The sequence below is a fragment of the Bacillus sp. CGMCC 1.60114 genome (assembly GCF_042676365.1).
Taxonomy (GTDB): domain Bacteria; phylum Bacillota; class Bacilli; order Bacillales; family Bacillaceae_G; genus Bacillus_A; species Bacillus_A rhizoplanae_A.
Genome location: NZ_JBHTHG010000108.1, coordinates 75,540 through 98,319, shown reverse-complemented (window position 1 = coordinate 98,319; position 22,780 = coordinate 75,540). Strand labels below are relative to the sequence as shown.

Here is a 22,780-nt window from a genome sequence, read left to right as displayed (position 1 = left end):
ATTTGTACTGCTGAAAGTAATTTGGGCCATAAATAAGCTTCATATAAGAATCACACAACATATTCATATTTCAAGTGCGCATAAAAAAAAATGAGGTGATTTTTTCATGAATAATCAGCCAATGTACTTTCCGCATGTAAATTATTATCAACAGCCAGATTATCAACAACCAAGTTATCAACAGCCAGGTTATCAACAACCAAGTTATCAACAGCCAGGTTATCAACAACCAAGTTATCAACCATTCGAGGACACAAGGGAGATCGACGATGACGTCTATCGTCCCGACGATGCTGAAGATGCTCCAACAACTCCACCACCAGCGCAAGCGCCAGCAGCACCAGCAGCATTTTCTTCTCCTATACAAACGTTTCAAATACGATCAGCGATGTGTAATTGCTTAGGTAGATGGGGATTTATTGGTTTAAGAAGACAAGGACCTTTTGGTAGGGATTTTTGGTTTTATCCAACTGAAGTTAGAAAAAACGGAGTAGTTGGATATATTTGGATCACAGGACGCCGCCGAAAAGTGAGTTATCGATATGAACAAATTAGAAACTTTATGTGTATGCCTTAACGTGAATAACAGACCAACTATTTGAAAAGAAGAGGAGGAGTCCTCTTCTTTTTTATATTCATTTCACTTGTAGCATACATAAAATTAACGCTATTCAAATTCAAACATTAATATTATGATGAATTTAACTAATTCGAAAGAAGTTGATAGATATGAAAAACATACATTTAAGGAACGGAAAAGAAGTAATTATAAGAGAGGCTTTACAAAAGGACGCTCAATTTATAATCGATTTTTATAATATAGTCGGTGGGGAAACTGATTTTCTTTCATTCGGAAAAAATGAGTTCAGCATGTCTTTACATGATTATGAAAAATTCATAGAATCTACTAGAACAGATAATAGTTCCATCATCTTACTAGCAACAACGGATGATGAAATCATAAGTATCGCATCCATTAGCTCTAGTCCAAAAGCGAGAACGAGACACGTAGGAACGCTAGGAATCGTAATCTCAGAAGAGCAATGTGGATTCGGTTTAGGTAGAATACTAATGGACGAGCTTATCGAGTGGGCAAGATTAAATGGGACTACTAAGAAAATACATCTTGTGACGAGAGAAGATAATGCTGGAGCAATAGAATTATATAAGAAAGTTGGCTTTAAGGAAGAAGGATTATTACAACAAGATACGTATATAAATGGTGTTTATTATAATACACTTATTATGGGTTTGATGCTGTAAATCTACACCTATATAACAGAGCTTATTTATAAAAGAAAAAGCACTCGAATATGAGTGCTTTTTTATCCTGCATTAAGAGGCAGTAAGACCCCGCTGAATAAAAATAAATGATTCTATATATCTGCTTTCGCACTCCCTAACGACTTCATATTCTCTTTCATCGACTTGATAATACTCTCATAATACGAATGTTCATGAGACACAAAGTTACTTTTATCTACGGTCTTATGGATTAAAACTTTTTCCCCTTCTTCATTCACTTCGAATCCTTCCACTGTAATTTCATTCATTTCTCCTAACCAAAGTTCAGAAAAACTATTAAATTCAGCCTTAACAATCCCCGATACTTCTTCTATTTGCAGCTTATATTCGTCCATTGTTTTTTTATTTTCATATAAAAAAACGTGAGCGAATTCTTTATCAATAAAATCTTCCATTGTAACGCAATAATTGATAATACCTAATGACACGAGTTCATCAAACGAGACATCAATTCCTACTTCTTCCTTTACTTCCCGTATTCCGTCATATATTGTTTCGTGTGCCAATATATGACCAGCAGCTGTGATGTCTAACAGATTCGGATAATCCTTTTTTGTATGACTGCGAATTTGAAAGTGAACATAATCTACCCCATTTTCTCTACTTATAAACCAACACTGAAACGTCTCATGCCAATGCCCCAGTTTATGTACTTCTTCACGAGTTGCTACTCCGATTGGATTTCTATGGTCATCAAATATTCTCAGTAATTCATTCTCCATCATATCTCCCCCCTGTCCCATTCACTTCCTATTATGTAATTGGCTATATTCTTCTTTTGTATTCACATTAAGAAATAACTCTTTCGGCAGTAACGATTCCTCCGCCGGCACATACTGGACATTGCACTGAGATAATAGCCCCTGCATACTCCTCTTACCTTCTTTTAATAACTGTTCTATTTTTCCTTTTATCTTGTGATGATATAGCGCTAAAAGTGGTTGCTTCCGTCCTTCAACTAGTGGAACAATTGCTTCATATGTTTCGTCTGCTCGTTCGCTGAATGTCATCGCCCATGCTCTCGAAATATTTGGTGTGTCACACGGTGCAACAATATACCAATCTGCATCTACAAATTCCATGCCTGTTAATAAACCAGCGAGCGGACCGTTTCCTTTGTATAATTCAATATCTTCTACAACGGGTACATGCAGTATATGCGAGAGCTGGTTTGTAATCGCCGGATGGCTAATCACAACAATATCTGTAACAACTTCTTTTAATGCTTCTACACTATGCTCAATAAATGTTTTTCCTTGCCAAATTGCTAATGCTTTTGGCTCTCCAAAACGACTAGACTGTCCACCGGCTAATACAATTCCCGCAATTTTCATTGACGATGCAACTCAAATGTAATATGTCCAAGCTCTGGTAAAATTAATTTCTTCATCGCAAGGCGAACCGCACCTGTCGATCCTGGCATGGAAAAGACAACTTTCCGTCCAATTGTTCCTCCAATCGCTCTGCTTAACATCGCGGCGCTGCCGATATCTTCTAAATAACTAATCATCCGAAATAGTTCTCCAAAGCCTACAATTTCTTTATCAAGCAATGCTTCTACTGCTTCAATTGTAACATCACGTTTTGTAATTCCTGTACCGCCATTTGTTAACACAACATCTACATCTTCTTGCTGACACCCTGTTAATACAGCTTGTTGAATGCTTTCTTTATCATCCTTTACAATTTCATAAGCTGTTACTTGATGACTTGCTTCTATTAATAACTCTTTTAATAACTGTCCGCTTTTATCTGTCTCTTCTGTACGTGTATCCGAAATCGTTATGATTTTACAACGAACCTGTGCCGGTGCTTGTTTTTTGTGTTCTGTGACGCTCATTGTCATTCGCTCCTTCTTCTGAATTTATCTAAATTTTATCATATATGATGCAGCAACAAAAAAATGTGCGGCATGTCACACATTTTTATAGAAAAAACACCTCACTTCCGTATTTTTCCTTATAATAGAAATATAGGGATTTTCAAAAGGGAGGAATTTCATATGGATACAATGCGAAAATTAACGACACTATTTATCTTACTTTTCGTCGCTTCCATTAGCGCTGGCATGGCACTAAAAGACGCTGTACCTTACGCAGCCATCGGCGGTTTTGGATGTGCAACAATCTTTTTACTTTGCAGTGCATACTGCTTTGGAAAATCCCGTTCACAAGGGGGCAATAATTAATGTTCGGTAAAAAATCAACCGCGTGTACATCATGCGGAAAGGAAATTGCAGTACACGAACGTTCTTGGATTTACATACAATATCCGCCAAGCGGTATAACAAATATTCAAAAATATATTGAGCTCGGTGGGGAAGTGTATTGTACTTCTTGTGTTGGAAAATTAGAAAAACAGGAAAGCAACTAAAATGCTAAAAAGGTGATTGCATGAAAATAAGAAATATTGCTTTCATAATTACACTTGTAATCATTTGTTTTTTGGGCGGTACTTCATTTTATAAAAATCACATAGCTCATAAAGTAGAAGCGTATTTATTCTCACAAGGCGACCAGAAAGATGATTTAAAAAGTCTTGAAGTACGGTACGACTTTAAGTTCGGATATACGGTCGATGTTATGTACAAGGATGAACCACATGTTATCTATACGTATCGCTATCAAAAAATTGGAGATACGGCAAGAAAAGGAGTGCTTGCTTATAATAAAACATTACTTGATGACAAATTAGACCCTAACACTTATTCATACAAACATACACATTTTGGGGAGTATTAGGACTCTCGTTTACAACACTACGTCACCGTATGATTTAAATAAAAAAAGCTTTGCGCACATGCGCAAAGCTTTTTTCTTCCTATATTATAGACCAGCTTGCTCTTTTAAAGCTTCGGCTTTGTCTGTACGCTCCCAAGAAAGGTCTACATCAGTACGTCCGAAGTGGCCGTATGCTGCTGTTTGTTTGTAAATTGGGCGACGTAAGTCTAACATTTTGATGATACCAGCTGGGCGAAGATCGAAGTTGCTGCGAATTAGTTCTACTAATACTTCTTCAGATACTTTTCCAGTGCCGAATGTATCAACAGAGATAGATACTGGTTTCGCTACGCCGATTGCGTATGCAAGTTGTACTTCTGCTTTGTCAGCAAGACCTGCTGCTACGATGTTTTTCGCAACGTAACGAGCTGCGTATGCTGCAGAACGGTCAACTTTTGTTGCATCCTTACCAGAGAATGCACCGCCGCCGTGACGAGCGTATCCACCGTAAGTATCTACGATAATTTTACGACCTGTTAAACCAGCATCCCCTTGTGGTCCACCGATAACGAAGCGGCCAGTTGGGTTAATGAAGAATTTTGTATCTTCATCGATTAATTCAGCTGGTACAACTGGTTGAATTACGAATTCTTTTAAGTTGCGATCGATTTGTTCCCAAGAAATCTCTGGATGATGTTGCGTAGAGATTACAATTGTATCAACGCGAACTGGTTTACCGTTTTCATCATACTCAACTGTTACTTGTGTTTTACCGTCTGGACGTAAGTATGGTAATGTATCATCTTTACGAACTTCAGTTAAACGACGAGCTAATTTATGAGCAAGAGAGATTGGAAGCGGCATTAATTCTTTTGTTTCATTACATGCGAAACCAAACATTAAACCTTGGTCGCCTGCACCGATTGCTTCGATCTCTTCGTCAGTCATTTGACCTTCGCGTGCTTCTAACGCTTTGTCAACACCCATTGCGATGTCAGCAGACTGCTCATCGATAGATGTTAAAACTGCACAAGTTTCTGAATCGAAACCGTATTTTGCACGAGTATAACCAATTCCTTTAATTGTTTCACGAACGATTTTTGGAATATCTACATAAGTAGAAGTCGTAATTTCTCCCGCTACCAATACTAAACCAGTTGTTACTGTTGTTTCACAAGCTACACGTGCATTTGCATCTTTTGCTAAGATTGCATCTAAAATTGAATCAGAAATTTGGTCACTAATTTTATCTGGGTGTCCTTCAGTTACAGACTCAGATGTGAACAGATGACGTTTTTTTGTCATGTGGTAAACCTCCCTACAGTAAATGTATATATTGTACGGAACTCATCCTTAATTTGCCACAAACTGCGACATTCATGTATTCTCCCACAAGCGCAAAAGAAAAACCTTTCCTAATTAATAGAGGAAAGGTTGTATTCGCTACTTGCATACTGCTTTTTGCCCTTCGCTCTTATCGTTCGAGACATTACACCTCGCACAGGTTTAAGCACCTATTCACTTGAACTTGTCGTACATACAAGTGAGGTTGCCGGGCTTCATCGGGCCTGTCCCTCCGCCAGCTCGGGATAAGAGAGTATCCGTCCTCAACTATACTAAAGAAATGCTTTTCATTTGTCAATCCAAATACACATATTCCTATAAGTTTTTAACGACAGAAATTTATGGAAAAAAATAATATAATAACACAAACAAAAATAAATAAATAGTATACATTATTTATATGATTGTGTTATACTCTTGGTGGGGATTACGAGAATATTTATAAATTAAACAAAGGATGGTATCTAAATATGAGTACTGTGAATGTCCAAATTGGATTACATGAACTATTAAACGGAAGCAATGCACAGGTTCAATTGAGCGTTCCGCAATTAACGGAAAAAGTATTAATGAGAAAAGAAGGCAGATTAACTTCTACTGGCGCTGTTTCTGTTTCAACAGGAAAATATACAGGACGTTCTCCGAAAGATAAATTTATTGTAGACGAAGCATCTGTTACGGATAAAATTGCTTGGGGTTCTGTAAACCAACCGATTTCTGAAGAGCATTTTAATAAATTATATACAAAAGTATTAGAATACTTAAAAGACAAAGAAGAGCTATTCGTATTCAAAGGATTTGCAGGAGCAGACCACAGCTACCGTCTTCCTCTTCAAGTTATTAATGAATATGCATGGCATAACTTATTCGCACATCAATTATTCATTCGTCCAACTGAGGAAGAATTAAAAAATCATGATGCACAGTTCACAATTGTATCTGCACCAAACTTTAAAGCAGATCCAGAAGTTGACGGCACAAACTCAGAAACATTTATTATCGTTTCATTTGAAAAGCGTATCGTATTAATCGGAGGTACAGAATACGCTGGAGAAATGAAAAAATCAATTTTCTCTATCATGAACTACTTACTTCCAGAACAAGATATTTTTTCTATGCACTGCTCTGCAAACGTAGGTGAAGAAGGCGATGTTGCTTTATTCTTCGGTTTATCAGGAACAGGTAAAACAACATTATCTGCTGATCCGCACCGCAAATTAATCGGTGATGACGAGCATGGTTGGTCTGATAACGGCGTATTCAATATTGAAGGCGGTTGCTATGCAAAATGTGTGAACTTATCTCGCGAGAAAGAGCCACAAATCTTTGACGCAATTAAATTCGGCTCTGTTTTAGAAAACGTTGTGATTGATGATCATACACGCATTGCAAATTACGATGACACAGCGTTAACAGAAAATACACGCGCTGCTTATCCAATGGAAGCAATCGACAACATTGTATTACCTAGCGTTGCAGGTCATCCAAATACAATCATTTTCTTAACTGCTGATGCATTTGGCGTATTGCCTCCAATCAGCAAATTAACGAAAGAGCAAGCTATGTACCACTTCTTAAGCGGTTTTACTAGTAAACTAGCAGGAACTGAGCGCGGTATTACTTCACCGCAAGTAACATTCTCAACATGCTTCGGTTCTCCATTCCTACCACTTGATGCATCTCGCTATGCAGAAATGCTTGGAGAAAAAATCGAGAAGCACGGTGCTAAAGTATTCTTAGTGAACACTGGCTGGACTGGCGGCGAATACGGCGTTGGAAAACGTATGAACTTAGGTCATACACGCGCAATGGTGCAAGCTGCATTACACGGCGAATTAGATAACGCTGAAACAGTGAAACATAATATCTTTGGTCTTGAAGTACCGCTTCATGTTCCTGGTGTACCTGATGAAGTATTAATGCCAGAACAAACATGGGCTGATAAAGAAGCTTACAAAGCAAAAGCAACTGAGCTTGCGAATAAGTTCAAAGAAAACTTCAAGAAATTTGATAACGTTTCTGAAACAATTGTAAACCTTGGCGGTCCAATCGCTTAAACCCGACTTTACTTTGAAATATCCTAAATCATGTGAATAAGTATATTGTTATTGCAGGAAAACAAGTACTCACCGACAAAGCCCACGTTTTCTTGCAGTAACACATACTTACATATAAAAAGAGGCTTACGAGTAATCTCGCAAGCCTCTTTCCTATTTCTTAGCATCTTTCATACTGTAATATGCTAAATTTATTACAATTAATATATATCCACCCATTATTCCAACAGCAAATGCCCACATCACCATATGATGCTCAATTTCATACATAATGATCGCTCCAAGTATCGCTGCTGCAAATCTATTTATCGTTCCAATAGTAGGTGCTTTCCTGTTTCTTACTACACTCTCTCCAATCTTTTCAATGCGGCGTCCTAAAATCCAAACACAATACATGCTCACAAGAAAACCAAGACCTACTCCTAGAAAATGCGGAGAAAAAGGAGTAAATGCCCAGCCTAGTAGCATAAGTAGTAAAATATAATACATTTGTACTCTAAATGTTTGTAACGACATACTAATCATGTTGCGACTCCCCTGCTGCAAAATTTCTATCTATATAAATCTTCATCCAATTTGTAGTTATCCATATTCAAAATTTTTTCCCTGTACACACAGTAATTATATTAGTAAAACATTTTCAAGAAATAACATTATACAGGATTTCTTTTTCTAGCAGCATTGCTAATTGTGTCACTTCCGCAAACATTTTTGACAAATTCTAAAAAATAAGCTATCAATCTTGAAAAATATGGATATCATATAGTAAGTACACGATAAAGGAGGGACTTCCATTGCTCTTCTTTTTACTTGCTCTAATTCATTTTATAATCCCAGCTCTTGTTGGCTTAACATTATATTGGTACACACCTAAGCATAGTATTTTCTATGCGGTTCTCAGCGTTCTTCTCACAGGTACGATTCTTATTAGCTATTTCCGTGTACCTTTCCTCAACTGGATTCCATTTATTATAGCGATTTTGTATCTTATTTTCTTACCTAAAATAAAAAAATAAGAAAGCAGATTTGATCTGCTTTCTTATTTTGATATATTTTCTTTTACGAGTAATGTTTGATTAGCTTTTTTGGATTTTACAAACCACAAGCCAACAAAAATCACTATTCCACCTATTATTTGTTGTAAAGATAACTGCTCCCTAGCCCATATTGCCGCAAATAGAACTGCTACAAACGGTGTAACGTACATATACACCATCGTATGAGATGCACCAATTTTTTGAATTCCGACGTACCACATGACAAGCCCAAATACAGTAACGAAAAAAATTGAATAGCATAATGAAAGCCATGTACTACCGTGCTGAATCGAAAAAGGCAGCTGAACAATTCGCCAACCGCTTAATATTACAAGAGGCACTGCACCAATGGCCGCCGACCAGGCCGTTACACGCAGAGCTGAATATTTCTTCATAAGCGGCCCTGCTAAGACAGGATACAATCCCCAGCAAACCGAAGTAATCAGTCCGATTGTATTGCCATAAACAGATTGTACAAGTGAGTGTCCTGCAAGTAATACAAGCGCTGCCCCTATACACGCAATAACCGACCCAATGAGTTTACGTGACGAAAGCTGTTCTTCTTTCAAAAATACAGCAAACATTGTTGTAAAAATGGGCGAAATCGAAATTAATAACGACGCATTTGTTGCAGACGTATGTTGAATCGTCTCCATGAACAGCGTTTGATACAGCGTAATTCCCACCATACTCACAAAAATAAGCCTTATAATATCTTTCCATGCAATATAAAGCGATTTTTCTATGTAAAACGCCAACAATAATAAAAGCGGCGCAGCAGTAACCATACGCATTGCTGTAAATTGAATTGCAGTTAATTCTACAAGACCGTATTTTCCGATTGTATAATTGATTCCCCATATGATAACGACACAAAAAAGCAGTAATTCGATCCCCCATCTTTTCATATCTTTCCCCCACTATATCCGATACTTTACTTCATTAAATTTCAAGACATATGCTATAATTCCTTCTTTCCTTCAAACATCCTACTTATCTTTCTATATAGATAAGGTTTTGCACATATAATAAAGGAAGAATATGTAAGAATACAGAAAAAATACTAGGACAGATGGAATAACAATCCTCAAGGTATGCATAAGGTTTTATCATACGAAAGGAGGAATATATGAATACAGACAAAGGACTACCTCAGCAACAACGCACAAAGCAAAAAATCATCATCACAGTCATACTTATTATACTCTTTTTATTTCTCGTTGTTCTTGGAGGCCTTGCTTTCTTCCCCTTTGCAAACGGTGATTCCTCAACCGAAACCGAAACAATTATTCAAGAAGAAGAAATTCCTTAATACGTGCTTATATCATTTAGATAGAAACTCTCGTCGCTGATTCTCTTACAGACTATTTTCCTTCACCTATCTTCCTTGTCTTTCCTAAATCTTAACGTATACAAACAGCAAAATAAAAAAGAAGAAAGCAAGTTTAATCCGCTTTCTTCTTTTTTATGCTATTACTTACACTCGAATATGCAATTTCATGTTCGGATTATAATATTGACTCGGGCTTTTTAATTGAAAGTTTCCTCCTGATTCCTGAAAATCAACAGTCAAGTTATCATCCATAAAAACAAGCTTCGTTCGATCTGCAATAAATTGAAACTTATTTGATGAGATCTCTACGTCGCGCTCATCTTTTTCAGATACAGCAACTAAGTCAATAATCCCACTCATCACACAGCCGCATCCTTCGTTATCATAAAATAATTTTATATAGTTTGTCTCACTTGGAATCATCTCTTTTATTTTTTCATATGCCGCGTCTGTCACTGTAACATTCATTCTTTCTTCCTCCTACATATATAACGATTATCCCATTGTAGCATTCTTTTTGATAAATCGGCTCGATTTATATATACAGAAAATTCATTCAAATGTATAATGAAATTCATATATTTTCCAAAGGGGGATTGCATCATGCCGAGTCTCCAAGACATACAACATAAATTAGATACTTTATTTGCAGTACATAAATATGGAATAGACCCTGGATTTAGCCGTTTTATTCCGTCTGTTTATGATCCACTCTCTTTTCCATGGCAAGATTTCTTTGAGGATGACTTTGTTACATATTTTAATGGGCTCATGCTAAAAGGAGAAGATACTGTTCACAACGTATTTCTAGCTGTTTTTCCAACAGATGAGGTGCTAGATAAGTTTCTTTCTGAAGGAACAGCCGGGGACTTGCTATTTATGCATCATCCTCTTGTCATGGAATGCGGAGACCCGCAAGGCTTACCAGGGCGTGGATTCATTCCTATTCCAGAACATTATTTACGTGCTATAAAAGAAAAAGGATTGTCCGTGTACACATGTCATGTACCAATGGACCGCCACCAAACATACGGTACAAATATCGCAATCGCTAAAGCGCTGCATGCATCAGTCATTGAAAGTTTTGCTGAAGACGATGGGTTGATTTGTGAAATTGCCCCAACACATACAAACGCATTAATTGAAAAAGCAAAAAGCATTTTTGACATTCCGTATGTAGACTTTGAAGGCAAAGAGCGTTCTCATATTTCCAAAATCGCAATCGTTGCTGGCTGTGGTGACAAAGTAAGTATGATGCAAGAAGCAGAAGAAAAAGGCGCACAAGCCTATATTACCGGGGAAGTGCATTGTTATATTGATAACGATTATGGCAAAAAGAAATATGCCATCATGAAAGAGTACATCCCGCATACAAATATGTCGCTCATTGGCGTCTCCCACTCTGCATCAGAATTCTTAGTAAAAAAGACATTAATGTATGATTGGTTTTCGCAAAACTTTCATGTAAATGTTGTGTTACTACCACAGAAAAAATGGTGGTACTAATACAAAAAGCGCTATTCTTTCTGTAAAAAAAGAATAGCGCTTTTTCGTTATAAATATCATCCAGTTCTTCTTATCTATTTATTCAATTTCCCTTTTCCTACTCACTCAAAAAGCACTTTAAAGTCAAAACGAATGTTTTAAGTTACTACTTAATATGCTTTGCTACAAGTGAAGCGTATACCTCTGCCCCTGCTTTCGTCAAATGGACTCCATCTGGTTCAAAATACTCCTGCTTCCCAGCGCTTGCTGAATGCCAATCAACTAGTGTGACATTTGAGAAATTCTTTGCTGCTTCTTTTAACCTTTCATTTACTAATGATTCCCATGGACGCGGTACTCTTGTATTAATTAATATAACTTTACGTTCATTACCTATTGATTGAATCAATGATGTTATTTGCTCAGTAGTAAATGCTCCATTTGTACCTAATCCAATAATAACGTAATCTCCTAAATTACCCTCTTTTTTCATTTTATCTACCGTGGCGGTCGCTTCAGACATTTGTCTTCCAATCTTCGCATCGATCTTAATATTAGGAAAAGTATTTTTCAAATATGGAGATATATCAATCATAATGGAATCTCCAATGGCTGTAACTGTTGGAGGTTCTTTTGGCTTCTCAGAAACAGTTCCTTTTTCTTCTTTATTTTGAGCTGGTTTATCAGCCTGTTCTGTTTGTTGTTTTGCTTCTTTTTGTTCCGTTTGTACTTTTTGCTCTTTTTGTTCTGTTTGTACTGCTTCTATACTAGCTTTTTTAGAATTTGCTTTTGCTTGGCTCCCTGTTACTAAACCGAAACTAGCTGTCATAGAAACCAATACTGCAAATGCTAAAGCTAGTTTACCACTTAACGCTAAGTTTCTTACCCTTAAGTTATGTAAACGAACATTCTTCAATGCACCTTGACGAATTGGATCTTCGATAAATTTCCATGAAAGCTGCGCCATAAATAGAATAAGAAAAAATTGAAGAATAGCCCTCGTAAATTGAAATTCTCCAGTACTTACTTTCGGACTTGTCAATGTGATAATCGGATAATGCCAAAGGTATATCCCGTAGGATCGGACACCAATCCACCGCAAAGGTCTAAACCTTAAAAACGCACTAATTCGACTAGCCGGGTGAGCAAGATTCGCTACTAATAATGCAGTAATAACTGAGAAAAGGAACATTCCTCCCTGGTATAGGAATGGATCATATTGATTCGTCTTCCCAAACATAACGAGAATAGCGATAAGAGCAATTCCTCCAATTACATCAAGAACGAGACGAGCTGACGGGATAATGTTATTAGCAAGCCTACTGCTCGGCCAAATGAAAGCGAGTGCTGCACCAATCAGTAAGGAAAACGCTCTTGTATCGGTACCATAATAAACCCTACTTGGATCAGTGCCCGGTACATATATCATTGCCATTGCAACAGCTGAAGCAATCGCTCCAAGAAAAATAAGCATCGTCATACGTGACTGTTTTTTTATAAAGGAAAATCCTAAACTAATTAGGAGCGGCCAAACTACATAGAACTGCTCCTCAACAGCTAATGACCAAAAATGATTTAGTGGAGAAAGTTGGCTAAAACTATCAAAATATGATAATTTGTGATAAATATACCACCAGTTACTAACATAAAATAAAGCCGCTAACGAATCTCCCCACATTTTTCCAAGTAAAGAACTATGAAAAATTGTAATCCACGCTAGGGTTATAACAAGCATGACAAGCATTCCTGGAAGCAATCTCCTTGCCCTACGCAACCAGAAATTTTTCAAATCAATCCTCTTAGTTTTCTTCCATTCAATAACAAGAAGATCGGTAATTAAATAACCAGAAAGCACAAAAAATACAGTAACGCCCAGGAATCCTCCGGGCAGCCACTTAGGATTGAGATGATACAAAATAACGCCTAGTATGGCTAGGCCTCTTAGACTATCTAATCCGACCATATAACGGCTATTTTTCTTTAATGGTGTAGGCATTCAAAGCCACCTCCCATGTTTCTCTAAGAACTCTATCGATTTTATCGTATAACCAGATTGAACTACCCCCACCTACCGCTTCGCGCTTGAGGTGGGGGTCTTCTCGCCAGGTATGATAAACTACCTATATTTTATGTAATGTTACATTATTAAAATGTATCATTAATAATGTACAGGTTCAACTGAGATTCATGTAGTTTCTAGTACAAAAAATCTACTAAACCTAAACATATTCATTCTATTAAATGAAAATGGATGATTTTAAAAAAATCCTCGTTTATATAACAAATTCCCTTTATCTCTTGTTGTACTATATGTTCTCTCTTTAATCCGTGTACTATCACACTTTATCACACACTGATAAAAGTTTCACTTTATAAAATAAAATTTCCATCAGTGGAGTATCTTCAACTCCCACTGATGGAAATTTCTTGCCAATCGGCCTTACTACCCACAAATAGCGGGATAAAATTCACAAACCGATCATTCTGCAAAAATGGGACTACTTGCAGTAGATTTAGAGATGCACTATGTGTCACATCCTCCGCAAATCCGCGTTCACGTAACTCTCGGCCGCTCCCGCAATCCCAAATAAACTCATTAAGATTGGACTTTGCATATTGAAAAGCACCCATACATAACTGCGCTTCAACCGACTTACTTCCCTGCAACTTCTCTATGATTGCACCTGCTCCTAAATAATCTTCTATTGCTGGCCTCAGTTCATTTTCATCTTCCTTTGGATCTTCCCAATGTTCACCGCAAGGGACAATCTTAATATTTGCGCCAGTTTGTTTTTGGATAAGATTCGCAGCTTCCGCAACAGCTGCAGCGTTCAGTAAACATCCAATGAAAAGAGCAGAAACCTTCGAAGCAATCCATGCACAAGACGCACCGTTTAATGAACATAAAACAAACCTCTTACCTTGATCAGCATGGCTAAATGTTACTGGAGATAAAGAATGCTTGCCCATTTTCGTTGCCTCTGCTCTGCTTAACATAAGCTCTGCATCTAATTGATGTGCATACGCTTTTGCTTTTTCATTTAACGGCGGCGGATATGGAAAGATCTCAGCCCCAACATGTAAAGCCGTGACTACGGTTGAAGAAAAACTAAGAACATCTACAATAATTGTAATATCTCCTCGCTTTGCTGCTTCCCTGGCTCCGCGCCGTCCCCACTCTACACGGCATTGAAATGAAGATTGCTCAAAGACTGACATATAGTGTCCCCCATTCCTTCTTATTACTTTCACTCTCATGTTAGCTGCCTGATACAAAAAGAAATAGACTATTTTTCAGAATTTTGGTAACATATCGAATGAGGTCTACATAAAAAAGCGATGTAATAGCTTACACATTTAGTGAGCTATTACATCGCTTTTTTATCTCCTTACGCAAAACTTAAAAAGTCCACATCTGTATATGGAACCCCTTGCTCAATCCGATACCGTAAATCTTTTAATGTGTAAACTTGCCATACTTCATAAAACAGTGTAAATGAAGACTCCCGCCACTTATCTCCTTTGGATCTTGAAGTGGGGGTTTCTCGTGTATCACTTCAAGAGATCCTTAACACGAGTGGAGTTGACACAGCTGCCTGATGGCACAACCCCTCTATTCCATCGGCAAACGCCTTTGGAACTGCTTTTTTTAAGATGTTATAGGAACCATTCACATCTGCGTTTAGTAATTTGTTCTCTTTCGTACGATACAAGCCACGTGTGATCCGTTTTCCACTGAATACAGGAATGTCTTTCTCACCGTAAGTGGGGATATCATCATTGTCTAGAAAAGATGCCTTGCTTGTATACGATTCTTCCACGACTTGTACAAGAATACCTTTTCGTTTTGCCTTATAGGTGATCATTTCAATGAGTAGATTATGTGGGATATGGCAAAAGGATTGATTCTGTCGGTTTCCCATATCACTGTTTTGTTTCCATGATGTATTTTTCCCAATCACAATCATAGAAATCTCATGTTGAACTGCGAAATGAACAATTTGATAACTGATTTTGTGAAAGAAATCTTTTATTTTGAGAAATCGTTTCTCATGAAGCCTCTCCAAACGCTTTGATGTGTGTGGTCCTTCTTTTGGTTCTTTTCCATGACGAAGAATGCCCAGTAAATAAGCCTTTTGCTTGTTGTAGTATTGATTCATACTTTTAATTACATTGCCCTTTACTAACACAGGAGTAGCCCCTGTATTCGTTATGATAGTTGCAATGTTATTGATCCCTAAGTCAATACTCATATAACGGTTGTTTTCAACACCCTCAGGTGCTGGTTCGGACTGTTCTGTCACAATTTCAACTTTAAACTTCCCGTAAGTAGGAGAAACACGTACCTCTTTGAGATTGCCAATCCGCCCAAACAATTTACCAATATTTAATTTTATGCTTGTTTTTGGAAAACGAATGTATTTATCTTGAAGTTTACATACTTGATTTGTGAATACAATTTCTCTCATAGATGATCTAATATATTTGGGAATGCGAGGTCTACCAGTAAAAGTTGAAGGATGTTTTTGGTATGCCTTGATGGAAGCGAAGAATGATTTCCAGTTTTGATAGAGTTTTTTCATGACCGCTTGATTCGTTTGCGCTGGCAAGTTCATATAATCTTGTTGCTTCATTGTTTTAAACAAGCAATCTAAGAAATGATACGATAGGAACGATTTCTCTTTTGTCGGGAATGTAAACAAGTTACATTTCATTTCTTTTTGTTCTTTAACAGGTTTTTCTTTCTGTTTTTGTACACGTTTTTGATACGCACGAAGTTGATTTTCATTCATGATTTCAATATGTGCATATAATGTATGAAGAACTTCTTGTTGAAGAGGCTGTAACGGTTGATCCGTACGTAAAGCCGTATACACTTGGCGAATGTAGAAGTTTGTTGTATTGTAGAGATTTTTTGCGTTTTGACACACTTCTAGGAAGTAAGAGTATAATTTGTGACCTTTCTTGATCCAAATTTGATAGGTTGCATATTCTTTTTCTTTTGTCATAATTTTCACCTCCTTCTTTCCTTCATGATACTACAAAACACCAAAAAAGAACATACATTCGCATCGATGTGGAAATATTTTTACAAATGCGACGGCAAGGAAACATTCACACCGCCTTCTTGTAAACTACGTATAAAATCTAGTTCACTTTGAATTTGCTTAATCGTTCTACGAGAACTAGACGTAATGCGTAAAATGCGCCTTTCTCCTCCATACGTATACTCGTATACATCATTTTGAAATCCACTAGAGAGCTTAACACAGCTTTCTTCTTTTCCTCCAAAACACTTCAATGCTTGTTTTACTTTCGCGTGCATGTTACATACCCCTTCTCTGCTCTTCTTTTCCTTGTACATTTCCTTCATCTCTTTTGACAAAGTGACACTTCCGTTGTTATGACGAAAAAAGCAAAAACTTCCACAGCATACATACGATAAGAATAAAGAAATAATCGCTAAAATCTAAATTGGGCCCCTTCTTCACATTCATCTCTAACAACATATGAATTAAATTTCCTTCCTTATACTTATGAATACTTTTCACTGCATACCGATGGAACAGAAACTGTAGTACTCCGTAGCCAACTACCAGTGTCAAAAAGAAAAGAAGAAAATCGATCATAGAAAGCCTCCTTATTTCATCTCATTCCCCTCTTACATTTCACTTCTTTCCCACTCAAAAAATTCCTTCTCTGTCCACTCACATATAGGCATTTACCCACATACATTAAAGTAGATGTACTTTTAGGAGGTGTCATAAATTGCGAAAAGTTCTAGCGTGTTTTTTAATTGTTTTCCTTACTGTCTTTACATTTGTCGCGTGTAATAAAAAAGAAGAAAGTACAAAGGTAGAAAAAGTGCGCGTTGGTGAGGTAACACATTCATTATTTTATGCTCCGTTATATGTTGCTATGGAAAAAGGATTTTTTAAGGATGAAGGGTTAGACATTGATTTACAAACAACTGCTGGCGGCGATAAAACGATGACAGCTTTATTATCAAATGGCATCGATATTGCTCTTGTCGGTTCAGAAACATCTATTTATGTTTACGCACAAGGTGCAAAAGATCCTGTCATTAACTTTGCGCAATTAACACAGACAGATGGAACGTTCCTCGTCTCTCGTAAAAAATTGGAGTCCTTTAATTGGAGTGATGTGAAAGGTACGACTTTCCTCGGTCAACGTAAAGGCGGTATGCCGCAAATGGTTGGCGAATACGTACTGAAAAAGCACGGAATTGATCCGCACAAAGATACAAATTTAATTCAAAATATCGAGTTTGCGAATATCGCAAATGCCTTTGCTTCAGGAACAGGTGATTTCGTACAGCTCTTCGAACCAACTGCTAGTATTTTCGAGAAAGAAGGAAAAGGCTACATCGTCGCTTCCTTTGGCGTTGAATCTGGAACTGTTCCGTATACAACCTTTATGGCAAAAGAAAGCTTCTTAAAGAAAGATAAAGCAACTGCAGAAAAATTTACACGCGCTATTTATAAGGCGCAGCAATGGGTCGATACACATAGCCCAGAAGAAATTACAAAAGCCGTTGAACCGCGCTTTAAAGATACATCAAAAGATATTATGGTGAAAGTTATTGATCGTTACAAAACGCAACATTCGTACGCAACGAATCCATTATTAGATGAAGCTGAGTGGAAACAACTGCAAAGTATTATGAAAGAAGCTGGCGAATTACCGAAAGAAGTACCACATGACACATTAGTGAATACTTCCATTGCAGAAAGTGTTATTAAGAAGTAGAGGACCGTGCAATGAAATTACTACAGCTTTCTAACGTATCTCATTGCTTCTTCTCAAAAGAAAACGCCAGCCTCGTCTTATCAAAGATTTCCTTAACAATTGAGGAAGGAGAATTTATCTCCTTCCTTGGCCCAAGCGGCTGCGGCAAAACAACACTGCTTTCTATTATTTCAGGCCTACTGCAGCCAATTGAAGGAACTGTCTTTCTCGACGGAGAATGTGTGACAAAACCAACTTCCTCCATCGGCTATATGCTTCAGCAAGATTACTTGTTTCCGTGGAAAACGATTGAAGAGAACGTCTCAGTCGGCTTACGCATTACAAAAGCATACACATCAAAAACGAAGCAACATGCCTTGCAGTTATTGGAACAAGTCGGACTGCAGGGAGTTGAGAAGCAATATCCGCGTGAATTATCGGGCGGAATGCGCCAGCGCGCTGCTCTCGTTCGGACACTCGCAACAAATCCGAAAATATTACTGCTAGACGAACCATTCTCTGCACTCGATTACCAAACAAAATTAAAATTAGAAGAACTCGTTTTTTCCATTTTAAAAGAATATAAGAAAACATCACTTCTCGTTACACACGACATCGAAGAGGCGATTGCGATGAGCGATCGCATTTACTTACTACAAGCAAAACCAGGCCGCATTGCTAAAGTTTTTTCTGTTCCAGAAAGCATTCGCTCTCTCTCACCATTTGAGGCACGTCAGCATCCCGATTTCCCTTCATTCTTCCAGTTAATATGGAAGGAGTTGGAACACCTTGGATAATATAAAAGAAGTTCATCAAGACTTTCGAAAACGAGAAATAAAGTGGACACTTGCTGTACGAACGTTACAGCTATTCATCCTCATACTCTTTTTCGCATTATGGGAAGTCGCTAGTCGAAATGAGTGGATTGATCCATTATTATTTAGTTCACCGTCTAGCATTCTTAACCTACTTATTACAAAGTGGCAGGACAATTCCCTTTGGCCGCACATATATACAACACTCTTTGAAACGTGCCTTGGATTTATACTCGGAACACTTCTTGGTACGTGCATCGCAACCTTCTTATGGTGGAGTCCTTTCATTGCCCGTGTACTTGATCCATACCTTGTCGTCTTAAACGCAATGCCAAAGGTCGCGCTCGGTCCGATCATTATCGTCATCTTCGGTCCGAATATTTCATCTGCGGTAGCAATGGGTGTCATCATTTCCATCATCGTTACTATCCTCGTCATTTATAGTGCCTTTGAAGAAGTGGACGCCAATTATTTGAAAGTCATGCAAACCTTTGGCGCAAATAAATGGCAATGTTATAAACAAGTCATCTTGCCTTCATCATTTCCAGCCATCATTTCTACATTAAAAGTAAACGTCGGTCTCTCTTGGGTTGGAGTAATTTTTGGTGAACTGCTTATTTCAAAAGAAGGACTTGGCTATTTAATTAGCTACGGCTTTCAAGTCTTTAACTTTACACTCGTATTACTTAGCGTACTTCTTACATGCATTCTCGCAACACTTATGTACGTACTTGTCGCAGCATTTGAAAAGTTCATTACGCGCACAAAAAAAGCAACCTAATAATAGGTTGCTTTTCTTATTAATCACGTACAACTTTTGTTCCTGCAATAAAATCATGAATAGAACGTTTATCTTGTCGTAGTGCTACCATGAACGCACTTACAATAACAGCAAGACCAAATGTAAGTGTATATACAATTCCACCTAATAAGTAGCGTTTTATCGTAGTCCAAATCGTGATATTCTTCCCATCAATACGTACAATTCGAATATCGACTGCTTTCTTACCTACTGTATATCCTCCCCATACGATAGGAACAATTAGGTAGTATAACGTTTCTAAAATACTTACTATATTATCCGATTTCTTCTCAGACACACCTAACACCATAAAAATTACAAGAAACGGAACTAACACTAGTCCATCTAAAATATTTGCTCCAAATCGTCTCCAAAATCCTGCTAATTGTTGATTCATATTCTATTCTCCATTCTCTTATATACCCTAAAAATTTATCAATATATTTACAATGTATTCTAGATTATCTCGTCTTAGACCAAGCACCGTCTGCGCCTACCCAATACTTACCAATCCAAATGTTCGCAGCCATTTTTCCGCTCTGTCCGTAAAAGTAGTACCACTTTCCAGCGATTTCTTTCCAATTCATTGCCATTGCTCCGGTATTCTGTAAATAATACCAACTACCACCTTCGTATAACCAGCCTGTTTTCATCGCACCATTATTCTCAAGGTAATACCATGTCTTTTTATCTAATACCCATCCTGTTGCCATTGCACCACTGTTCGTTAAGTAATACCATGTTCCATTGTCTTGCAGCCATCCCGTTTGCATACGACCATCGTTCGGGTGTAAGTAATACCATTTCCCCCCGTCGTGCAGCCAGCCTGTCATAGGTTCCAAATTAGCATTGAAATAATACCAACTACCATGTCCATAGGTGTCTATGTAATTCCACCCAGCGTTTGGTTCTAATAGTGTAATATTACCACCACTTAAATCTTCCATACTTTCATAAAATGGTAGTTCCATATTTTTATATACGTTAGAGTTATACGCTTTTAATGGCTGCTGCTGAGAGCTAATTGTATCAATCTCCCAAGTTCCAATTTGCTCGAAATTAAAAGCACTCATGAAATAATATTCATACTGCTTTGTTTGGTCGTTATAAGTTAAATAAATCGTATCGTACATTTCTTCTCCCTCTTTATTTAAATACGGAAGAACATACGTTACCTCAATTTTATCGCCCGCTTTTGGCTTCACTTTATCTTCATTAACAACAACGCTAATATTCGCCCTTATATCACGACCAAAAGGAGTTTCACTCGGTGTAACATGAACGCTTTTGATCCAATCAATACGTTCTGTCTCAGCAAACGCAGGTTTACTGAAAAAAGTACTCATAAAGAGCATTGCTACAAGCATCATCGCTTGTATAAAATAGTTTCGCATCTTACCCATATGTAACCTCCTAAAGCTATTCATTCTACTGCAACCACCATAGTATAGCAAACTATAAAAAAATCTTACATTACTTTTTCTTCTCACATCAATATTGTCATTTTAAATGTATATTGCATTAACAATCACTAAGAGAGCTTAACCTCAGAATACACATAGAATAAAGTGAAACTTCCATCAGTGGGAATTTTATTATCCCCCACCTTTCTTCTTCACCTTTCTCTGAATCTTAAGTTGGGGATCTTACTGCTCAAAAATATCAGGATAAAAAAATCGGCTGTTTTGAAAAACAGCCAATTTTTTTATATTCAATCATTTTGTATTTCAGTATTCTCGTTCCCACACTCCGTTATTTCTTCCATTCTCCAAATTCCGTATGAAAGTAAACCTCCAATAAGCACAAACATCGTGATGGCAGTTATTATTAAAGTCATAAACATTGCACTTTCATAGTGAGTTGTTTTTCCAGTTATAATTAAAAAAACTTGATCAAACGGAATATGATTCATATAGCTACCCAACAAGATCAATAGAACTAAACAAATTTGATTGATCATGCTGCCAAGCTTGGACCAGCGATTGCGTAGTAACAGACTTGAATCTTTAAATATTTCTGAAGCATCATAAGCGAATCGATTTAACTTTCTAGATTGCAGTGAAGTGAAAAAACCGATAAAAAAACTGCCTACTACAATCGTCCACGGTATTGTAGTGAGGAGTAAACCACAAACAGAACCAACACTGATGACAGATAAAGGATGATACCGATTAAATCGTTTCACAATCTTACTCCCCATGAATAAAGAGAATATAATCCCTAATCCGTATGGCAGGTAGATTCCATACATCATGAATGTTTTGCTTTTTTGAGATAAAGCATAAAACGTTCCGTAAAGTAAACAAAAGTTAACTGCCATGCCTTGCAGAAAAGAAAAAAAGTAAATATATCTTGGTAGCTGAAGACGGAATTTGAATTTCGTAATTATTAAAGTCAAAACAGCTACTACCGTCAAAGAACCAATTAATAAAAGAACAATAAAAATTTGTATATTCGTTTCACGAGTGGCTTTCATGATGAAAATAAGAACTGTAAACAAGACAAAAATAAGAAAAGATCGTTTACTGAAATCACCGGATGGCTTTACAGATATTTCATATTGCGGCATATGTCTTAATGAGATATAACATACAGAAAGTGCCGCACCATAAATGAAAAAAGCAATACCTGGATAATTAGAATGAGCTGTAAACAAAACGACAAAAACAAGAATGATTGCAGTTAATAATGCGAATACATAGTTCTTTAGTTTCATTTTGCGCTCATAAAAATACTTTTCATGATATTGAATTGTTATATAAAGAGGAAGCAAGATACTCGTTGCAATCCCCATCAAAAGAGCGGATAATTCAATCCAAATCAGTGAAAGAGGTGCTAAAAGCCCGCAAACAGTTGCGAAAATTGCCAGTATAAGAAAACCTAACAACAATTCCCGTGTCTTCACTTTTTGGAGAAACGAATTGATGAGAAACGCCCCCGTATACTTAAAAGTATAAAAGATAATAAGAGGAAACCAACCATGCAAGGGGGTGTTATAAGAATTTCCGATAGTGATAAACAAAAAATACGGTAAAAATATAATTGTATTCATGAGAGCATATGTAAAATAATTAAATTTGATCATATAGCTACCCTCTTTTTATGTCATGTTTTCAAAATAACAATTGTAAA

The 22,780-nt window shown here is 37.1% G+C and carries 27 protein-coding genes and 1 riboswitch; of the genes, 12 read left to right on the top strand and 15 right to left on the bottom strand.

Annotated elements, in window-relative coordinates; genetic code table 11:
- The first annotated feature begins 121 nt into the window (after positions 1–121).
- Positions 122–577, top strand: a complete 456-nt coding sequence (locus tag ACFQZ1_RS16890; RefSeq protein WP_377883536.1) for a hypothetical protein — start codon at positions 122–124, stop codon at positions 575–577.
- Positions 578–729: 152 nt separating this feature from the next.
- Positions 730–1,263: a GNAT family N-acetyltransferase gene (locus ACFQZ1_RS16885; RefSeq protein ID WP_377883368.1), complete on the top strand. Its 534-nt coding sequence runs from the start codon at positions 730–732 to the stop codon at positions 1,261–1,263.
- A 113-nt stretch (positions 1,264–1,376) separates the two neighbouring features.
- Here the strand turns inward: ACFQZ1_RS16885 and ACFQZ1_RS16880 are convergent, their stop codons facing one another.
- From ACFQZ1_RS16880 to ACFQZ1_RS16870, 3 genes are read right to left on the bottom strand one after another with little or no spacing between them, the layout of a single operon-like run.
- Entirely contained in the window at positions 1,377–2,027 is a 651-nt protein-coding gene (locus tag ACFQZ1_RS16880) for an NUDIX hydrolase (RefSeq protein WP_377883367.1), read from the bottom strand.
- 21 nt (positions 2,028–2,048) lie between these two features.
- On the bottom strand, positions 2,049–2,639 hold the full coding sequence (gene mobA, locus ACFQZ1_RS16875) for a molybdenum cofactor guanylyltransferase (protein WP_377883366.1): 591 nt from the start codon (positions 2,637–2,639) through the stop codon (positions 2,049–2,051).
- On the bottom strand, positions 2,636–3,145 hold the full coding sequence (locus ACFQZ1_RS16870) for a MogA/MoaB family molybdenum cofactor biosynthesis protein (RefSeq protein WP_377883365.1): 510 nt from the start codon (positions 3,143–3,145) through the stop codon (positions 2,636–2,638). Before ACFQZ1_RS16870 ends, mobA begins: the two co-directional genes overlap by 4 nt.
- A 162-nt stretch (positions 3,146–3,307) precedes the next feature.
- Between ACFQZ1_RS16870 and ACFQZ1_RS16865 the strand changes: the two genes are divergently transcribed.
- The 3 genes from ACFQZ1_RS16865 to ACFQZ1_RS16855 are packed head-to-tail and all read left to right on the top strand — an operon-like array spanning position 3,308 to position 4,046.
- Positions 3,308–3,493 carry a hypothetical protein gene (locus ACFQZ1_RS16865; protein WP_377883364.1) on the top strand — a complete coding sequence of 62 codons (186 nt, stop codon included), beginning with the start codon at positions 3,308–3,310 and terminating at the stop codon, positions 3,491–3,493.
- The gene (locus tag ACFQZ1_RS16860; protein WP_377883363.1) at positions 3,493–3,678 is read left to right on the top strand and encodes a hypothetical protein; all 186 of its coding nucleotides are present in this window, start codon (positions 3,493–3,495) and stop codon (positions 3,676–3,678) included. The genes ACFQZ1_RS16865 and ACFQZ1_RS16860 overlap by 1 nt, the downstream gene beginning before the upstream one ends.
- 20 nt (positions 3,679–3,698) lie before the next feature.
- The gene (locus ACFQZ1_RS16855) at positions 3,699–4,046 is read left to right on the top strand and encodes a DUF3139 domain-containing protein (RefSeq protein ID WP_377883362.1); all 348 of its coding nucleotides are present in this window, start codon (positions 3,699–3,701) and stop codon (positions 4,044–4,046) included.
- A gap of 84 nt (positions 4,047–4,130) precedes the next feature.
- On the opposite strand, the gene metK is transcribed toward ACFQZ1_RS16855, so the two are convergent.
- Positions 4,131–5,330 carry a methionine adenosyltransferase gene (gene metK / locus ACFQZ1_RS16850; RefSeq protein WP_377883361.1) on the bottom strand — a complete coding sequence of 400 codons (1,200 nt, stop codon included), beginning with the start codon at positions 5,328–5,330 and terminating at the stop codon, positions 4,131–4,133.
- A 166-nt stretch (positions 5,331–5,496) separates the two neighbouring features.
- A riboswitch (SAM riboswitch) is annotated at positions 5,497–5,621 on the bottom strand.
- A gap of 218 nt (positions 5,622–5,839) precedes the next feature.
- Here metK and pckA point away from each other — a divergent pair.
- Positions 5,840–7,426 (top strand): phosphoenolpyruvate carboxykinase (ATP), encoded by a 1,587-nt coding sequence (gene pckA, locus ACFQZ1_RS16845; RefSeq protein WP_377883360.1) that lies wholly within the window; start codon positions 5,840–5,842, stop codon positions 7,424–7,426.
- A 153-nt stretch (positions 7,427–7,579) separates the two neighbouring features.
- Here the strand turns inward: pckA and ACFQZ1_RS16840 are convergent, their stop codons facing one another.
- The gene (locus tag ACFQZ1_RS16840) at positions 7,580–7,951 is read right to left on the bottom strand and encodes an ATP synthase subunit I (RefSeq protein ID WP_377883359.1); all 372 of its coding nucleotides are present in this window, start codon (positions 7,949–7,951) and stop codon (positions 7,580–7,582) included.
- A 269-nt stretch (positions 7,952–8,220) separates the two neighbouring features.
- On the opposite strand from ACFQZ1_RS16840, the gene ACFQZ1_RS16835 reads away from it, so the two are divergent.
- Entirely contained in the window at positions 8,221–8,442 is a 222-nt protein-coding gene (locus tag ACFQZ1_RS16835; RefSeq protein WP_377883358.1) for a hypothetical protein, read from the top strand.
- A 23-nt stretch (positions 8,443–8,465) separates the two neighbouring features.
- Here ACFQZ1_RS16835 and ACFQZ1_RS16830 read toward each other — a convergent pair whose 3' ends face one another.
- Positions 8,466–9,371, bottom strand: coding sequence for a DMT family transporter (locus ACFQZ1_RS16830; RefSeq protein ID WP_377883357.1), 906 nt, complete (start codon positions 9,369–9,371; stop codon positions 8,466–8,468).
- Positions 9,372–9,592: 221 nt separating this feature from the next.
- Here ACFQZ1_RS16830 and ACFQZ1_RS16825 point away from each other — a divergent pair, with 221 nt between their 5' ends.
- Positions 9,593–9,775 (top strand): hypothetical protein, encoded by a 183-nt coding sequence (locus ACFQZ1_RS16825; RefSeq protein WP_377883356.1) that lies wholly within the window; start codon positions 9,593–9,595, stop codon positions 9,773–9,775.
- 165 nt (positions 9,776–9,940) lie between these two features.
- On the opposite strand, the gene ACFQZ1_RS16820 is transcribed toward ACFQZ1_RS16825, so the two are convergent.
- Positions 9,941–10,264 carry an iron-sulfur cluster biosynthesis family protein gene (locus tag ACFQZ1_RS16820; RefSeq protein ID WP_377883355.1) on the bottom strand — a complete coding sequence of 108 codons (324 nt, stop codon included), beginning with the start codon at positions 10,262–10,264 and terminating at the stop codon, positions 9,941–9,943.
- 135 nt (positions 10,265–10,399) lie between these two features.
- Here ACFQZ1_RS16820 and ACFQZ1_RS16815 point away from each other — a divergent pair, with 135 nt between their 5' ends.
- Positions 10,400–11,302 (top strand): Nif3-like dinuclear metal center hexameric protein, encoded by a 903-nt coding sequence (locus tag ACFQZ1_RS16815; protein ID WP_377883354.1) that lies wholly within the window; start codon positions 10,400–10,402, stop codon positions 11,300–11,302.
- Positions 11,303–11,447: 145 nt separating this feature from the next.
- Here ACFQZ1_RS16815 and ACFQZ1_RS16810 read toward each other — a convergent pair whose 3' ends face one another.
- The 5 genes from ACFQZ1_RS16810 to ACFQZ1_RS16790 form a co-directional block, all read right to left on the bottom strand.
- On the bottom strand, positions 11,448–13,277 hold the full coding sequence (locus ACFQZ1_RS16810; protein ID WP_377883353.1) for an acyltransferase family protein: 1,830 nt from the start codon (positions 13,275–13,277) through the stop codon (positions 11,448–11,450).
- A gap of 407 nt (positions 13,278–13,684) precedes the next feature.
- Entirely contained in the window at positions 13,685–14,500 is an 816-nt protein-coding gene (locus tag ACFQZ1_RS16805; RefSeq protein ID WP_377883352.1) for a 2-phosphosulfolactate phosphatase, read from the bottom strand.
- 338 nt (positions 14,501–14,838) lie between these two features.
- On the bottom strand, positions 14,839–16,290 hold the full coding sequence (locus tag ACFQZ1_RS16800; RefSeq protein WP_377883351.1) for an RNA-guided endonuclease InsQ/TnpB family protein: 1,452 nt from the start codon (positions 16,288–16,290) through the stop codon (positions 14,839–14,841).
- Positions 16,291–16,370: 80 nt separating this feature from the next.
- Positions 16,371–16,607: a hypothetical protein gene (locus ACFQZ1_RS16795; RefSeq protein WP_377883350.1), complete on the bottom strand. Its 237-nt coding sequence runs from the start codon at positions 16,605–16,607 to the stop codon at positions 16,371–16,373.
- A 76-nt stretch (positions 16,608–16,683) separates the two neighbouring features.
- Positions 16,684–16,911 carry a hypothetical protein gene (locus ACFQZ1_RS16790; protein ID WP_377883349.1) on the bottom strand — a complete coding sequence of 76 codons (228 nt, stop codon included), beginning with the start codon at positions 16,909–16,911 and terminating at the stop codon, positions 16,684–16,686.
- A 139-nt stretch (positions 16,912–17,050) separates the two neighbouring features.
- Here ACFQZ1_RS16790 and ACFQZ1_RS16785 point away from each other — a divergent pair, with 139 nt between their 5' ends.
- From ACFQZ1_RS16785 to ACFQZ1_RS16775, 3 genes are read left to right on the top strand one after another with little or no spacing between them, the layout of a single operon-like run.
- Complete coding sequence (locus ACFQZ1_RS16785) at positions 17,051–18,052, top strand: ABC transporter substrate-binding protein (RefSeq protein WP_377883348.1); 1,002 nt, start codon at positions 17,051–17,053, stop codon at positions 18,050–18,052.
- Positions 18,053–18,063: 11 nt separating this feature from the next.
- Complete coding sequence (locus ACFQZ1_RS16780; protein WP_377883347.1) at positions 18,064–18,828, top strand: ABC transporter ATP-binding protein; 765 nt, start codon at positions 18,064–18,066, stop codon at positions 18,826–18,828.
- Positions 18,821–19,627 (top strand): ABC transporter permease, encoded by an 807-nt coding sequence (locus tag ACFQZ1_RS16775; RefSeq protein WP_377883346.1) that lies wholly within the window; start codon positions 18,821–18,823, stop codon positions 19,625–19,627. Before ACFQZ1_RS16780 ends, ACFQZ1_RS16775 begins: the two co-directional genes overlap by 8 nt.
- A 19-nt stretch (positions 19,628–19,646) precedes the next feature.
- Here the strand turns inward: ACFQZ1_RS16775 and ACFQZ1_RS16770 are convergent, their stop codons facing one another.
- The 3 genes from ACFQZ1_RS16770 to ACFQZ1_RS16760 all read right to left on the bottom strand — a co-directional run bounded on the left by ACFQZ1_RS16770 (position 19,647) and on the right by ACFQZ1_RS16760 (position 22,733).
- The gene (locus ACFQZ1_RS16770; protein WP_377883345.1) at positions 19,647–20,045 is read right to left on the bottom strand and encodes an RDD family protein; all 399 of its coding nucleotides are present in this window, start codon (positions 20,043–20,045) and stop codon (positions 19,647–19,649) included.
- Positions 20,046–20,109: 64 nt separating this feature from the next.
- Entirely contained in the window at positions 20,110–21,051 is a 942-nt protein-coding gene (locus tag ACFQZ1_RS16765; protein WP_377883344.1) for a PspC-like choline-binding domain-containing protein, read from the bottom strand.
- A 308-nt stretch (positions 21,052–21,359) separates the two neighbouring features.
- On the bottom strand, positions 21,360–22,733 hold the full coding sequence (locus ACFQZ1_RS16760) for a hypothetical protein (protein WP_377883343.1): 1,374 nt from the start codon (positions 22,731–22,733) through the stop codon (positions 21,360–21,362).
- Positions 22,734–22,780 lie beyond the last annotated feature (47 nt).

Bases quoted from the DNA above. Each gene is read 5' to 3' on its own strand.
- ACFQZ1_RS16890 (WP_377883536.1), top strand. From the start codon at position 122: ATGTACTTTCCGCATGTAAATTATTATCAACAGCCAGATTATCAACAA.
- ACFQZ1_RS16885 (WP_377883368.1), top strand. From the start codon at position 730: ATGAAAAACATACATTTAAGGAACGGAAAAGAAGTAATTATAAGAGAG.
- ACFQZ1_RS16880 (WP_377883367.1), bottom strand. From the start codon at position 2,027: ATGGAGAATGAATTACTGAGAATATTTGATGACCATAGAAATCCAATC.
- mobA (WP_377883366.1), bottom strand. From the start codon at position 2,639: ATGAAAATTGCGGGAATTGTATTAGCCGGTGGACAGTCTAGTCGTTTT.
- ACFQZ1_RS16870 (WP_377883365.1), bottom strand. From the start codon at position 3,145: ATGAGCGTCACAGAACACAAAAAACAAGCACCGGCACAGGTTCGTTGT.
- ACFQZ1_RS16865 (WP_377883364.1), top strand. From the start codon at position 3,308: ATGGATACAATGCGAAAATTAACGACACTATTTATCTTACTTTTCGTC.
- ACFQZ1_RS16860 (WP_377883363.1), top strand. From the start codon at position 3,493: ATGTTCGGTAAAAAATCAACCGCGTGTACATCATGCGGAAAGGAAATT.
- ACFQZ1_RS16855 (WP_377883362.1), top strand. From the start codon at position 3,699: ATGAAAATAAGAAATATTGCTTTCATAATTACACTTGTAATCATTTGT.
- metK (WP_377883361.1), bottom strand. From the start codon at position 5,330: ATGACAAAAAAACGTCATCTGTTCACATCTGAGTCTGTAACTGAAGGA.
- pckA (WP_377883360.1), top strand. From the start codon at position 5,840: ATGAGTACTGTGAATGTCCAAATTGGATTACATGAACTATTAAACGGA.
- ACFQZ1_RS16840 (WP_377883359.1), bottom strand. From the start codon at position 7,951: ATGATTAGTATGTCGTTACAAACATTTAGAGTACAAATGTATTATATT.
- ACFQZ1_RS16830 (WP_377883357.1), bottom strand. From the start codon at position 9,371: ATGAAAAGATGGGGGATCGAATTACTGCTTTTTTGTGTCGTTATCATA.
- ACFQZ1_RS16825 (WP_377883356.1), top strand. From the start codon at position 9,593: ATGAATACAGACAAAGGACTACCTCAGCAACAACGCACAAAGCAAAAA.
- ACFQZ1_RS16820 (WP_377883355.1), bottom strand. From the start codon at position 10,264: ATGAATGTTACAGTGACAGACGCGGCATATGAAAAAATAAAAGAGATG.
- ACFQZ1_RS16815 (WP_377883354.1), top strand. From the start codon at position 10,400: ATGCCGAGTCTCCAAGACATACAACATAAATTAGATACTTTATTTGCA.
- ACFQZ1_RS16810 (WP_377883353.1), bottom strand. From the start codon at position 13,277: ATGCCTACACCATTAAAGAAAAATAGCCGTTATATGGTCGGATTAGAT.
- ACFQZ1_RS16805 (WP_377883352.1), bottom strand. From the start codon at position 14,500: ATGTCAGTCTTTGAGCAATCTTCATTTCAATGCCGTGTAGAGTGGGGA.
- ACFQZ1_RS16800 (WP_377883351.1), bottom strand. From the start codon at position 16,290: ATGACAAAAGAAAAAGAATATGCAACCTATCAAATTTGGATCAAGAAA.
- ACFQZ1_RS16795 (WP_377883350.1), bottom strand. From the start codon at position 16,607: ATGCACGCGAAAGTAAAACAAGCATTGAAGTGTTTTGGAGGAAAAGAA.
- ACFQZ1_RS16790 (WP_377883349.1), bottom strand. From the start codon at position 16,911: ATGATCGATTTTCTTCTTTTCTTTTTGACACTGGTAGTTGGCTACGGA.
- ACFQZ1_RS16780 (WP_377883347.1), top strand. From the start codon at position 18,064: ATGAAATTACTACAGCTTTCTAACGTATCTCATTGCTTCTTCTCAAAA.
- ACFQZ1_RS16770 (WP_377883345.1), bottom strand. From the start codon at position 20,045: ATGAATCAACAATTAGCAGGATTTTGGAGACGATTTGGAGCAAATATT.
- ACFQZ1_RS16765 (WP_377883344.1), bottom strand. From the start codon at position 21,051: ATGGGTAAGATGCGAAACTATTTTATACAAGCGATGATGCTTGTAGCA.
- ACFQZ1_RS16760 (WP_377883343.1), bottom strand. From the start codon at position 22,733: ATGATCAAATTTAATTATTTTACATATGCTCTCATGAATACAATTATA.